The sequence below is a fragment of the Pontibacillus yanchengensis Y32 genome (assembly GCF_000770635.1).
GTDB classification, from domain to species: domain Bacteria; phylum Bacillota; class Bacilli; order Bacillales; family BH030062; genus Pontibacillus; species Pontibacillus yanchengensis.
In genome coordinates this window covers 1-13,458 of the sequence record NZ_AVBF01000091.1, presented here as the reverse complement: position 1 = coordinate 13,458, position 13,458 = coordinate 1, and the positions used below count along the sequence as shown (strand labels likewise).

Annotated in this window: 14 protein-coding genes; 2 read left to right on the top strand and 12 right to left on the bottom strand. The window is 37.4% G+C overall.

The annotated features are described in order from the left end of the window. Positions 1-329 precede the first annotated feature (329 nt). Positions 330-1,025 carry a Crp/Fnr family transcriptional regulator gene (locus tag N782_RS19160; RefSeq protein WP_036824182.1) on the top strand — a complete coding sequence of 232 codons (696 nt, stop codon included), beginning with the start codon at positions 330-332 and terminating at the stop codon, positions 1,023-1,025. Positions 1,026-1,197: 172 nt separating this feature from the next. Here N782_RS19160 and moaA read toward each other — a convergent pair whose 3' ends face one another. Genes moaA through N782_RS19125 form a run of 7 tightly spaced genes read right to left on the bottom strand, consistent with a single transcriptional unit; the run spans position 1,198 to position 7,453 of the window. After that, on the bottom strand, positions 1,198-2,199 hold the full coding sequence (moaA, locus tag N782_RS19155) for a GTP 3',8-cyclase MoaA (protein WP_036824179.1): 1,002 nt from the start codon (positions 2,197-2,199) through the stop codon (positions 1,198-1,200). Positions 2,200-2,225: 26 nt separating this feature from the next. Then, positions 2,226-2,759, bottom strand: coding sequence for a hypothetical protein (locus tag N782_RS19150; RefSeq protein WP_036824176.1), 534 nt, complete (start codon positions 2,757-2,759; stop codon positions 2,226-2,228). Between the two features lie 29 nt (positions 2,760-2,788). Then, on the bottom strand, positions 2,789-2,989 hold the full coding sequence (locus tag N782_RS19145) for a hypothetical protein (protein WP_036824173.1): 201 nt from the start codon (positions 2,987-2,989) through the stop codon (positions 2,789-2,791). Next, positions 2,982-3,518, bottom strand: coding sequence for a QcrA and Rieske domain-containing protein (locus N782_RS19140; protein ID WP_036824171.1), 537 nt, complete (start codon positions 3,516-3,518; stop codon positions 2,982-2,984). The genes N782_RS19145 and N782_RS19140 overlap by 8 nt, the downstream gene beginning before the upstream one ends. 44 nt (positions 3,519-3,562) lie before the next feature. Further along, positions 3,563-4,105 carry a 4Fe-4S dicluster domain-containing protein gene (locus N782_RS19135; protein ID WP_036824169.1) on the bottom strand — a complete coding sequence of 181 codons (543 nt, stop codon included), beginning with the start codon at positions 4,103-4,105 and terminating at the stop codon, positions 3,563-3,565. A gap of 31 nt (positions 4,106-4,136) precedes the next feature. Then, positions 4,137-6,287, bottom strand: coding sequence for a formate dehydrogenase subunit alpha (fdhF, locus tag N782_RS19130; protein ID WP_036824166.1), 2,151 nt, complete (start codon positions 6,285-6,287; stop codon positions 4,137-4,139). After that, positions 6,287-7,453, bottom strand: a complete 1,167-nt coding sequence (locus N782_RS19125) for an MFS transporter (protein ID WP_036824162.1) — start codon at positions 7,451-7,453, stop codon at positions 6,287-6,289. The genes fdhF and N782_RS19125 overlap by 1 nt, the downstream gene beginning before the upstream one ends. Positions 7,454-7,740: 287 nt before the next feature. Between N782_RS19125 and N782_RS19120 the strand changes: the two genes are divergently transcribed. Beyond that, positions 7,741-8,493: an Mrp/NBP35 family ATP-binding protein gene (locus tag N782_RS19120; RefSeq protein ID WP_052111452.1), complete on the top strand. Its 753-nt coding sequence runs from the start codon at positions 7,741-7,743 to the stop codon at positions 8,491-8,493. Positions 8,494-8,783: 290 nt separating this feature from the next. On the opposite strand, the gene N782_RS19115 is transcribed toward N782_RS19120, so the two are convergent. From N782_RS19115 to N782_RS19095, 5 genes are all read right to left on the bottom strand, one after another. Next, the gene (locus tag N782_RS19115) at positions 8,784-10,097 is read right to left on the bottom strand and encodes an MFS transporter (RefSeq protein WP_084103168.1); all 1,314 of its coding nucleotides are present in this window, start codon (positions 10,095-10,097) and stop codon (positions 8,784-8,786) included. A 182-nt stretch (positions 10,098-10,279) separates the two neighbouring features. Beyond that, positions 10,280-10,945 carry a molybdate ABC transporter permease subunit gene (gene modB / locus N782_RS19110; RefSeq protein ID WP_036824160.1) on the bottom strand — a complete coding sequence of 222 codons (666 nt, stop codon included), beginning with the start codon at positions 10,943-10,945 and terminating at the stop codon, positions 10,280-10,282. 17 nt (positions 10,946-10,962) lie between these two features. After that, a complete protein-coding gene (modA, locus tag N782_RS19105) occupies positions 10,963-11,745 on the bottom strand; it encodes a molybdate ABC transporter substrate-binding protein (RefSeq protein WP_036824158.1) in 783 nt (260 codons plus the stop codon). A gap of 16 nt (positions 11,746-11,761) precedes the next feature. Next, complete coding sequence (locus N782_RS19100) at positions 11,762-12,781, bottom strand: MoeB/ThiF family adenylyltransferase (RefSeq protein WP_036824184.1); 1,020 nt, start codon at positions 12,779-12,781, stop codon at positions 11,762-11,764. Positions 12,782-12,943: 162 nt separating this feature from the next. Then, positions 12,944-13,177 (bottom strand): hypothetical protein, encoded by a 234-nt coding sequence (locus tag N782_RS19095; RefSeq protein WP_036824156.1) that lies wholly within the window; start codon positions 13,175-13,177, stop codon positions 12,944-12,946. Positions 13,178-13,458: the final 281 nt, after the last annotated feature.

The window sequence follows — 13,458 nt, the reverse complement described above, 5'->3', positions numbered from 1 at the left end:
AAACGGAAACATCTCTCATCCCCAATATATCTCGAATCCAAGTCTTCAATATAATGGTGCTATTATGGAAGAACATGAAACTATCTCTTTATATAACAACAACAAACTTTTACACAGCCTAATATAAAAAAGTTTGTAAAGCTTATGTATTATAACAACCACCTTTCTTCATTTATATAAACTGTTCTTTATACTTAAAGCCCCTAATCTGCAATGAGATACTTACTATATTGAAGAATGTCGTTATTGTTGATATGATAATAATTAGGAAAGATTTAGAAAATTTAGTCGATAACCAACGTTAATAATAAATGAATGGAGGGGCTTGAATGGCACCATCCTCTAAAACATTATCGAACGATTTAACTGAACTGCTAAGTACTGTTAATCATCATACGTATGTCCCCAAAGGCACATTTTTATTTCAAGAAGGACAACTAGCAAATGAGTTATACATCGTTAAATCTGGTCGCATTCAAATAAGTAAAAATACCCCCGAGGGAAAAGAACTTACTTTACGGATATGTGGCATCAACGAAATTGTAGGTGAATTAACGTTATTTAGTGAAGGGGCTAAATACTTGTTAAGTGCTAAAGCTATAGAAAGTAGCGAAGTCGGAGTTATAAAAAAAGATGAACTTGAGGAAAAACTTTCTCATAACAACGCTCTGGCTATCGAGTTTATGAAATGGATGAGCGATCATTTTCGAAGAACCCAAACTAAATTTCGAGACTTAATATTATACGGTAAAAAAGGAGCGCTTTATTCAACCCTTATTCGAATGGTGAATAGTTACGGTGTAGAAAAGGCCAATGGATTTTTAATCGATATGCGCCTTACAAACCAAGAATTAGCCGGTTTTTGCGGTACTTCCCGTGAAGTAGTAAATCGTTTGTTAAGTGACTTGAAAAAAGAGGGAATTGTCAGCATTCAAAAAGGTAAGATTACGATTCATAACCTAGACTATTTAAGAGATGTTATTGGCTGTGAGAACTGTCCTATTGATATCTGCGAGATTGATTAGAACATAAACTCAAGCAATCTGTTTTTTTTATATTACGGAAGCACAGGTAGTAGGTAGTTTACTAGTCGCTGAGAGCTAGCCGTAACCTCTTCACCTAGTTTTTTTGCAAGAGCCAACATTTTATATATTAGTCAACCCAAAAAAACGCCTCTGCTACACAACAGTGACGTTTTCAACCTCCTATATAGGACATTTCGATTTTTTTCCTTGATGTATTAGCTTCATTACGATCGTCGGAATATCGATCATCTCGTCGACTCCATATTTTCTGAATTTCATTTGTGATTTGAGATGTTGAGTTGGCTTGTAATAAGTCTCTTAAATCATACCCTTTATTAGCGAATAAGCATGTGAATAATTTTCCGTCTGCAGAAATCCTTGCTCTTGTACAACTAGAACAGAATGATTCAGAAACCGATGTAATAAATCCTATTTCTCCGATAGCATCTTGATATTTATACCGTTGAGCAACTTCCCCGAAGTAATTGGGATCTACGGGTGATAAATCAAAGTGTTGTGTTAGCTGATTTAAGATTTCTTTCTTTGTCATTACATGTTGAAAACCCCAACCATTACTATTTCCCACATCCATATATTCAATAAAGCGTAAGGAAATATCTTGATCTTTGAAATGACTGGCCATTGGGATAACTTGATGGTCATTCATACCTTTTTTGACAACCATGTTTAGCTTCACACCTAGCCCTGCTCGTTTTGCAGCATCTATTCCTTTTAGTACGGGACTAACCCCTACATTTCTTCCATTTATTCCTTTAAAAACATCATTGTGAATTGCATCTAAGCTAATATTGACCCGTTTCAATCCGGCTTTCTTTAATTGTTGTGCATACTTGGGTAAATAAATACCATTTGTCGTTAAACCTATGTCTTCTATTCCATCTATATTTACTAGCTTTTTGATTAACTGATCAAGGTCTTTTCTAAGTAAAGGCTCACCACCTGTAATCCGGATCTTTTTCACCCCTAAATGAGCAAAAGAAGTAGCTAACATTTCTATCTCCTCAAAAGAAAGCAAATCACATTCATTCATAAATTCATGGTCCACACCAAATATCTCTGCTGGCATACAGTACGTACATCTAAAATTACACCGGTCGATTACCGATATTCGCAAATCTTGTAATGGTCGTTTGTACATATCTTTGTTGTTCATTATAACCCACCTAATTTTCTAGTTATCTACCATTCATTTGTTGGTACTATTTGAAGAGCCTCACCTTTGAATGTTCGTTCACCAAACAAGGTAATTAGTTTACAAGAGGAAACAAAACCTCCACCGTCACTCTGAAAAATATCATATTCTGCAAGCATTCCGCTTCCAATTTCCTGTCCCTTGTCTAGTACTCTAACTTTTTGCCCTTCTAAAGTGCGTAAACTTGCTTTTAGTAAAAAAGTGGACCACTCATTCCAATTCGTTACAATATAAGCCCCTTCTCCACTTCCTAAGTATCCTAATAAACACTCAGACTCATCTAAGACTCCATTCGTTCTATCTTTTAAAGACTTAATAAGATGGTGAATAGCACGATATTGTTCTAACGTTAGGTCTCCTCGGAATTGTATGAATAGCCTGTTTTCTTCTAGATCTGGGTAAAGATTGCATAGCCCTCCCTTTCCAAAAGTAAAGCCCTTTGATGTGGCCTTCAAACTCTCATCTTGTAAAGCTTCTTGTAAATGGTGCTTATTGCAATCAGTCAAGGTTGCTTGAAGCATTAGTCTCACTCCTCTCATCCGTCAGCTCGTTACGCACGCTCATGCTTATCAAGCTTCCGCCACTTTCCATAGAAGAGTAAAGCTATGAATGATGAAGCAATTGCGATTATTGTGTACATATAAACATGTTCAAATTCTTTACCAAAGAAAGCTTCTATCGTCCACTGAAGCATCACCACATTGAGGAAAATACTACATAATATAGCTACCCAACATGTCTTTTTACCCATGGCGTACTTCCCTCCCTACAGCGTAGACGACATCCCCTTTTACCTCTAGCAAAATCTTCGGTAATTCACGCTGAGGAGGTCCAGCCATTGGTTGACCTGAATTAACGTTAAAGAAACCACGATGACACGGGCATAATAATACTTCTTCTTTCTTCTCATAAAAAACTGGACACTGAAGATGAGTACATTTATTGTTATAAGCTTTTAATTCCCCATTCTTAGTATGAACTAATAATGCAGGTTCGCTATCTGTTGGATAATGAAACTCCATTGATTCTCCCTTTGGTAGTTCAGAAAGCTTTGCTATTTCTAATTTTTCTGAATCGTCTTCCCCGTCATCCATCATTGCTTTGATGGAAAAAGGTAGTGTAGCAATGCCTAAAGTAAGAGAAGCACCTACTGCTGATTTTAAAAATGCACGTCGATTGAATCTTAAATCTTCACTTCTGTTTAAGTTATCAACTAAATTAATCATATCGTCGTCTGCTTTGCGCTGATTTCGTTTTTGATTTTTCTTTTCATCAACCATTCTGTTCATCCTCCTTACATGCCGATATCTTCTGTGAACGTTTATTAATCACTATAAACGCCAAAAAATTCAGGCACGTACTCCCATTTGTTTCCTTCTTGAGGTTTTTTTCCTTCAATTAAATTCATTTGAGTACGTTTACGACGAAGTTGCATCATTTCATCATAATCAATAAAACGTATAGCATCACTTGGGCAAACAGATGCACACATCGGCGCAATATCATGTTTAGATCGGTCATAGCACATGTCACATTTGTACATTTTGTTTTCTTCAAAATCGAACTTAGGAATACCAAATGGACAACCGAACGTACAATTTCGACATCCGATACATTTCTCTTCCATAGCAGAAAGGACGACACCTTCCTCAGTAATTTGTATAGCATTTGCTGGACACACACGCGCACAGGCAGGGTCCTTACACTGCATACAAAGCATTGGATAGGTTTGGCGACTTTCCATGAAATCTACATACTCTACATAGTTACGCTCCTTGGCATCATGGTCCCCACACTCTCTACAGGCAGCTTGACAAGATCGACAGCCGATACAACGCTCAAATTCAAGATACATAATTTTATTCACGATTTGACCTCCTTAAAAGTGGTTGCCTTCTCTAAATAGGAGAAGGCATCTCATATTCTGCTATCTTCTGTAGCTTCACGGCACATACTTTAAACTCTGGCATGCGAGAAATAGGGTCTAAACAAGGGTTTGTTAATTGATTGACGGACAATTCTTTGCCCCAATGATAAGGAATAAATACGGTATCTTCTCGAATTGCTTTCGTTAATTTCACTTCGACAGTCATGGAAGAACGTCGTGTTGTTAATTTACAAAAGTCCCCATCTTGGAAATTATATTGACTTGCAAGCTCTGGATGCATCTCTACATATGGAAGTGGACACTGTTCCATCAGAAAATTGACTCGACGTGTTTGGTTTCCAGATAAGTAGTGATACACCACTCTTCCTGTTGTTAAAATGTGCGGGTAATCCTCTGTAGGAATTTCTCCTGGCTCACGCCAATCCACAATGGCTAGATTCGCTTTCCCATCTTCTGTGGCAAACCGTTCTTTAAACATGGTTGGTGTACCTGGATGATCCTCAGAAGGACAAGGCCAAAACACCCCATCTTGTTCGTCAATCTTGTCGTATGTGACTCCGTAATAGTCGGCTTTACCACCTTTTGTAGCTAAACGGAATTCCTCGAAAATTTCACTTACATTTTTGTAATCAAAATGCTTTTCTTTACCCATACGTTTCGCAATCTCACTCATAATTTGCCAGTCTGTTTTAGAATCCCCGTATGGTTCACGTACTTTGCGGATACGAATAACTCTACCTTCAATATTTGTTGTAGTTCCTTCATCCTCAGCCCATGAAGTAGCTGGAAGTACAACGTCAGCATATTCTGCTGTTTCAGATAAGAAGAAGTCACTGACAACTAAGAAATCCAACTTCTTAAAGCCATCCCAAATGTACTCAGTATTCGGTGCAGAAACAGCTGGATTACTGCAAATGACATGCATCGCACGAATATTGCCTTTTTGAATTTCATCAAACATTTCATATGCAGAGACTCCCGGTTTTGGCATTTCTTCAGGATCAATGCCCCACACACTTGAAATGTATTTTACTGCTTCTGGATCTGTTAATTTACGATACCCTGGTAATAAGTCTGATTTTTGTCCATGTTCACGACCACCTTGACCATTTCCCTGACCAGTAAAAGTTGCTACTCCAGAAGCAAATTTCCCTATATGCCCTTTTAATAGAGACATAGAAGAATACAAGGCAACGTTATCTACACCTTTGGATTGTTGTTCAACACCTCGAGCGAACATAACAACAGAACGCTTGGAACGTCCGAAAATATGAGCAGCTTTTAGAATCTTTTCAATTGAGATTCCAGTTTTTTCGGATGTATATTCTGGAGTGAAATGTGCTACTTGTTCTTTGAGTTGTTCATAATTATTGCATCGCTCTTGAACGTACGCTTCATCTACGTATCCCTCTTTCACAAGAATATGCATCATTCCATTGGCTAGAGCCGAATCAGTTCCAGGCTTCAAATCTAAATGAACATCTGCAACACGCGCTGTCGGAGTTTCCCGAGGGTCAACGACAATCATTTTTGCTCCTTTGTCTTTTGCTTTCCAAAACCACTGAATACTAGTTGGATGACATTCTGCTGTGTTCGAACCAGCCATAAAGAAACAATCACTATGCTCAAGCTCAGTCCATGGAAGGGTTGATCCTCTATCTACCCCAAATGTTCTAATGAATCCCCCAGCAGCAGAACTCATACAAAACCTACCATTATAATCAATGTATCTAGTTCCTAACGCTACTCGCGCGTATTTACCTACCAAATAACACTTCTCGTTTGTCATGGAAACCCCGCCGAAAACAGACAACGCATCTTTTCCGTATTTAGACTGTAGGCCTTTGTAGTTCTTCTCGATTAAATCAAGTGCCTCTTCCCATGATGCTTCTACGAACTTACCATTCTTTTTAATAAGAGGCTTTTTAATACGGTCTTCATGTTCAATGGTTTGATAAGCTGTAACACCTTTTGGGCACATTTTGCCCATTGTTACTGGCCAATCATAACGTGGCTCTACGCCTCTTACCTCACCTGTACGCTTGTGCACTCGAATATGCATCCCACATTGCATTCCACAATAACAGCAGTGCGTTGTAATTAGTTTTTCATCTTTATGCTGTAAATTCTTCACGCCTTTTTTTGCGACAAAATCACTCATTACTGATCCCCTCCATGTACCGTTGTTTGTTCGCTTTCATTTGAGCCTTCATAAAAATCTTCACTTCGTTTTTTTCCAAATCCCGACATTTGTATCCCATTTCTCGTTTCGATAGGCTGGAATGGATTTCCTTGAGGTCCTCCAAGATTTAATTGCTTCATTACCCGAATTCTTCTTCGGCAAGCTGGACAATAATCAGCTAAAAAGGTACCATCCTCTAGTTGCAAATCAAAAGCTTGAATCTCCAATATTCCTTTTACATCACTAATTTGATCATCATTACTATACATAGCCCCGCAGCTATGGCATGGTCTTGTATCGATTTGAACTTTTTCTTGATAATTCATTGGAACGGCTGTTGTAAGTGGACGAATTGGTAAATGAAATAGCTTTCCAAAGGGAAAATAAATCAATAAAATGACTACTGTTACTTGATGAATCAATGTTAGATAGTGGTGCATGAATCCCTCTAACAATACATAGGAAACAGTTAAAAACAATCCTGTTACAGTAACAGCAAGTAGAATATATAAAGGAAGAATATCAAACTCAAATCGCTGCGTAACTTTCACATCATTGTCTTTAATTCGTCGATAGATTGCCATACAAACCCCAATTAATACCAAGGAAGCTGTTATATTTAAGCCGTTGTAGATTATTTCTGCTAATAGGCCATGTGCTGGCATAATCATCGTCGGTACATTGAACACGACAATTTGATATGTTTCAGGGTCGATTAGATCGAAACGCATCCAACCAAAAGTTAATCCAAATGTAATGGCAAATGAGCCAATACACCCCCATGAAATCAACCAATGTTGAATTCCTCGGTACAGTCCTCTTTTGAAAATAAATTTTTGTAAAAAGATATTTTCCATAGCCGTAATGAACACGGATTTTAAGTTTCTATTTTTTCTCTCACGTGTTCGTAAGTTTTTAAAGCTTCTATGAATGACCTTATGTGTAGCTGGACGTAATAACCAAGCACACATCCGGATGGTTAAGCCTATTGCAAAGATCATCGAGGATAATAAATAACCTAATAACGCCATATCCATATGCTTAAACTGACCTGTCGAAAACCATACTGAGATAGATAGAATCAACACAACAAAAAATGCATACATACTCGTTTTGGAATAAAATGATCTTTCTAAACTGCTCATTCCCTTTCCCCCTTTGTCCTGTCGGAATAAAGCTGTCTTGGACGTCTTTGTTATTAATTTTATTGTAAAGGTCTCCCCCATCACTAAACTGTGATGAATATCACTTTTTGACTTATAGATTTATCGGTGTTGTTTTTTTGTCACAAATAAAGCTATTGAACTTTACATTAACCGTGACAATCAAGTGAACAGTGAATATTCCATTACAAAATGTGATAGATATCACTTCTTGTTGGAAGCTTCCCTTATACAATAGGACAAAAGAGAATTAGGAAGGATGAGTTAGTATGTTCTCAGGAGAAGTCATTGCCGTAACAAGTGGTAAAGGTGGCGTTGGTAAGTCAACCGTATCCGTTAACCTTGCTTTAGCATTAAAAAAGCTAGGAAAAAAGGTTGCTATTGTCGATTTAGACATATACGGTTTTAGTGTTCCTAAGTTATTAGGCATCTCTGCTAGACCGAAAACAGTAAATGAACGAATTATACCCGTAGAAGCACATGGAATTAAAGTCATGTCGATGGGATTCCTCATTAAAGGAAATGAACCCGTTGTATGGAGAGGGCCTATGCTTGGTAAAATGGTCAATCATTTTTGGAGTGATGTTCAATGGGGAGAACTTGATTATATGATTTTGGACTTGCCACCAGGTACTGGGGACGTTGCTCTAGATATGCATCAACTTATTCCCCAAAGCAAGGAAATTGTAGTAACGACTCCTCATGAAGCTGCAACACACGTAGCAGAGCGTGCAGGTTCCATGGCCATCAAAACTGATCATGAAATAATTGGTGTGGTCGAAAATATGGCATTCTTCACACCACCTGGTACAGAGGATCAATATTATCTATTTGGTAAAGGTGGAGGAGAAACGTTAGCTGACACATTAAATACAGAATTAATTAGTTCTTTACCTATAGAACCACCTTATCCAGACGGAACAACACCTGTTTTGTATGAAGAAGGAACAGTCCTACATGATCACTTCTTAGACTTGGCTAAAAAAGTATTAGTAAAGACAAACCAAACTTCCAACGTGTAACAGTATTAGAGAATGTCAATGAAAATAGAACAAATTAATTTAATACGTTAGTAAGCTAGATTTTCTTATAGACTAAAAGCTCAGAGTGATTTTTTGCTCTGAGCTTTTTGGTGTGTAAGTTAACCTGTATTTTGTGGAAAATCACATGCGAAATTTCAGTCAAAATTAAAAAAATGTTTAATTGAACAAAGCACTGCCGTCTTGTTCTTTCATAAGCATCTAATCCGCTAATTATCTAATAATACAAAAACCCCTCCAAACGATGGAGGGGAAATATCTTTATACTTTTATTAACATTTCACTTTGGCATTTTTTCTAGAGTAGTAGAACCAACAAATTACTAGACTAATGGCATAGTACCCAAGGAATAAATATAAAGCTATGTTTGCTGTACCGAATGTAGATAAAGACCATCCGAACACCTTTGGAATGACAAATGCTCCGTAAGCTGCAATAGCAGCTGTGAAACCTAAGATCGGTGCAGCTAAATTGGCTTTTTCCCCTGTGAAAATGAATGGAATCATCCTGAATGTAGAACCATTGGCAATGCCTGTTGCAAAGAAAAGTACAATAAACATTGTAACGAAACCGACTACATTACCTGCATTTAGGAAATACAACACACCTACCGTTGCCCCAATTAATAGCACAATATCATAGAAAGTAACTTTTGCACCACTACCTAATTTATCAGCAAGCCATCCACCTACTGGACGAATACCCGCTCCTACTAATGGTCCCAGGAAGGCTAACGCTACCGCATTTGTTTCAGGGAACTCGGAATTGATTAATAACGGAAACGCTGCAGAATATCCAATGAAAGATCCAAAGCACATCGTATATAACCAAGCCATAATCCATGTATGCTTCTCTTTAAACATAGCTGATTGTTGCTTAAATGATTGTTTCGCTTCAGGTAAGTTATCCATTCCAAAGAACGCTAGAATTGTCACAAATAAGATTGGCAACACCCAAACGAAAGCAGCATTTTGAATAAATATATTATTGCCATCAGCTAATTCCTGGCCTCCACCAAAAAGCATCCCTAACCAAGGTACAAATATAATAATAGGTGTTACAAATTGAACTACACTAACACCAAGATTTCCTAACCCAGCGTTAATACCATTTGCAGTGCCCTTTTTGTGCTTTGGAAAGAAGGGACTAATGTTTGCCATAGAAGAAGAGAAGTTACCTCCTCCAATTCCACATAAGGCAGCTAATAATGCCATTACAATAAATGGTGTTTCTGGGTTTTGAACTGCAATTCCAATTCCGATAGCAGGCAATAATAATGCCCCGGTGCTAATTACTGTCCAATTTCGTCCACCTACAATACCAGGCATAAATGTAAAGAAAATACGAAGTGTTGCTCCTACTAAGCCTGGTAAAGCTGCAAGTGTAAATAATTCACTTTGTGTAAAAGCAAATCCTACTTGGTTCAATCTTACTGCTGTTACAGACCATATTTGCCACACAACAAATGCTAACATAAGAGCCATTACTGAGATCCAGAGATTTCGATTTGCTCGCTGCTTGCCCTCACGCTCCCAAAATTCCTGATTTTCAGGATTCCAACTCACTTCCAATTTTTTAATGCCCATTTATATTCCTCCCTACTTCTTTAAAACGTAGATTGTATTCATCATGGCCAATGATTTCTTACGTTTATAGTAAAAGAAGGAAGGTGTTTGCATATGTGACTAATGTCACACTTTCTTATGATGTCAAATAGTGTTCACAAACAAGATGTAAAATGTTCACAAATAGAATGCTTGGGACCAACTTAATTGCTTTCTGATTGGATAACATACGTTAAACCAAGTAATAAAAAAGACATGAATATACTTATCCCTACATATAACCAAGCTGTTCTCATCTCACCTGATTCCATTGCTACATAAATAGCCGTTGGAATCGTTTGGGTCTTTCCAGGAATGTTCCCAGCAAACATCAATGTAGCACCAAACTCTCCAAAAGCTCTCGTAAAACTCAGCAGTCCACCTGTAACTAGTGCTTGTTTAGCTAGTGGAAGTGATACTCGTCCAAATACCTGCAATTCATTTGCTCCATCAATCCGGGCAGCTTGTTCAATATCACGATTGATTTGTCTAAAACCCACCTTGGCACTTTGATACATCAAAGGAAAAGCGACAACAGATGCAGCAATAACGGCAGCTGTTGAGGTAAAAAGAATAGATTGATTAAATAGTACCTCTATTGCACTTCCTATCACACTGTTTTGACCAAAGAGAACGATTAACATAAAGCCAATTACAGATGGAGGCAATACGATAGGTAACATTAAAGCTGTATCAAGAAATACTTTCCCTCTAAAATTTGTAGAACTTAATCGTTTTCCTAAAAACGTCCCAAAAACAACTACAAAAAAGGTAGCAATGGAAGCGACTATTATTGATAGTTGAATTGGTGGCCAAAACTGTTCATACATAGTCTCACCTACATCTATTACTTAAGATTTCGTGGCACAAAACCTGCATTTTCAAATACTTCTTGAGCTTCAGAACTTGATAAAAATGAAACAAAATTACTACCTAAGTTTTTGTATGAAGAATCATCAATCACGCCTATAGAATATGTAATCCGGGAATATGTGTCTGGATTTATTCGATTTATGACTTTCACTTTATTGGAAGATTGAGCATCAGATTGATAGACAATCCCCCCTATGACAGAGCCTTGCTCGACAAGTGATAGAACATGTCGGACATCTTTGGCATACACAAACTGGTTTTTTAAAGACTCCCATAAATTTAAGGCTGTTAGGGATTCTTTAGCATACATTCCAGCAGGTACAGTATCTGGGTTACCGATTGCAAATTTCATATCCCTTTCGGCTATACCATTAAGGGTCACGACTTCTTCTACATTTTCAGACATAATGACAACAAGGTGATTAGATAACAATTCAACAATAGTGTCCTTGCTCATCTTCCCTTCATCTATTAACTCTTGTACATTCCGTTTATTCGCAGATATATACACGTCCACAGGGGCTCCTTGTAGGATTTGGTTTTTTAATGCACCTGAACCACCGTAATTAAAAAAGAGCTCAATCGTAGGATTTTCTTTTTCATATTGTTCTTCCAGTATTTCTAATGGCTTTTTCAAACTAGCTGCTGCAGATATAGTGATCTCTCTTGTATGGGAGTCCTCCTTACTGCTACATGCAGCCATCAATATAATTAATCCTAGCACTACTATCATTTTGAACCGGTTGTTTATGATCATGATATTTCTCCTTGCTCTAGCTTAAATAACGATAGTATAGATTTTTCGCTTCAGATATATCATTAGTTCCATGAATAAAAACTCTACCATCCCTAAAAAACACCATCCGTTTATGGTCCGTTTTAACGGATAATAGATAAGGATTTTGGGAAACAGGAAATCCTTCATGTAGAAAAATACGTTCCAGTTCATCAAAATTTAATTCTTTCGTTCGCGGTGGTCGAATTTGTATAGTATTACGACCACATAGTACGGCTACCTTTGTTGAATGTTGTTCCGATAGAGCCGGAAAAGTAGGTGCCTCCCCACAAGATAGACAATCTGATTTCTTGGCATGTGTTAGTCCCATCTCATAATGTTGATTGTTCCATAAATCGAAATACACAAGCTTTTTCCTAGCTGCATTAAAATCACCTACTAGAATTTTCAACGCCTCAGCAACCTGATACGCCACCACCATTTGAACAGCGGGCCCAATAATACCAGAGATATCACAGGTCCTATTATGTGAAGGCAAGTGTTCTAAGAGACATCGAAAGCAAGGAGTAACACCAGGAATAAATGTCATCATGGTCCCCGTACTTCCAACGCATGCACCGTATATCCAAGGAATAGCCTTCCACTGAGCAATGTCATTCAACATAAAACGTGTATCAAAATTATCAGTTCCATCTATTATAAGGTCTACCTTTTCTATAAAGGATTGTACATTTTGAACATTCATATCAGTTACATGACTTTCGATTTCAACATCACTATTTAGTTTATGTAAACGTTGTTTGGCAGCAATCGCTTTTGGTATTCTCTGTTTGGCATCCTGCTCTGTGTAAAGAGTTTGCCTCTGTAGATTACTTTCCTCTACATAATCACGATCTAATATGGTTAATTTACCTATCCCTGCCCTAACAAGTGCTTCTGCATTTGAACTTCCTAGAGCTCCTGCACCTACAATGAGAACATGCTTATCTCTTATTTGTTGTTGACCACTTATACCAATCTCCTTAAAACGCTCTTGACGAGAATAACGAGCACTCATCATACCTTCACCCTTCCTTCCATTTCCCTTCAAGCATAACAAGATTTGGATAAAAACGCAGAGCATAAATGTTACATTATTTTGTCTCTATTGATTACTAGCTCTGAAAAAGAAAAAAGAAAAATAAAAAACGATGAGCACAATGCTCATCGTCTTGAATTTTTACTTTTCTGCTATAAAAGCCATGGAATGAACCTGTTTCTTAGATGGGGGCACGAGCTTACCCTGTAAATCAACAATTTGAAATTGATATCGATGGTAAGTATGTTGCTCCTTCAGTGAATTCACAAAGCATTTGGCGGCATAATAGTCACAAAACAAGACTTCTTCCCTGCTTGACATCTCGAAAGTAATTTCCGTCGCGCCATTATAGAATGCAATAACTTTGAAGTTCAACGGGAGCTCGCCTCCTACTCAGGTAATAATCTACCTTTTCATCTATTATCCCTTAAATTTTGTGAATTTTCAATATAATAATACAAGAATCTAATATTTCATCAACAATCCAAGACTTAATATTGTAGAAAAACCCTATACTTACAAATTATAACATGTAGTACCTCAACTTAATGTTTTGTGTACAAGTGTCATTCAGGATAAGAGGCATAATCTTGAAGACTTGAAATCAAGATAATTTGGGTTTCTGAGTAATTAACTGAAGAGGAATGTTTCCTTAG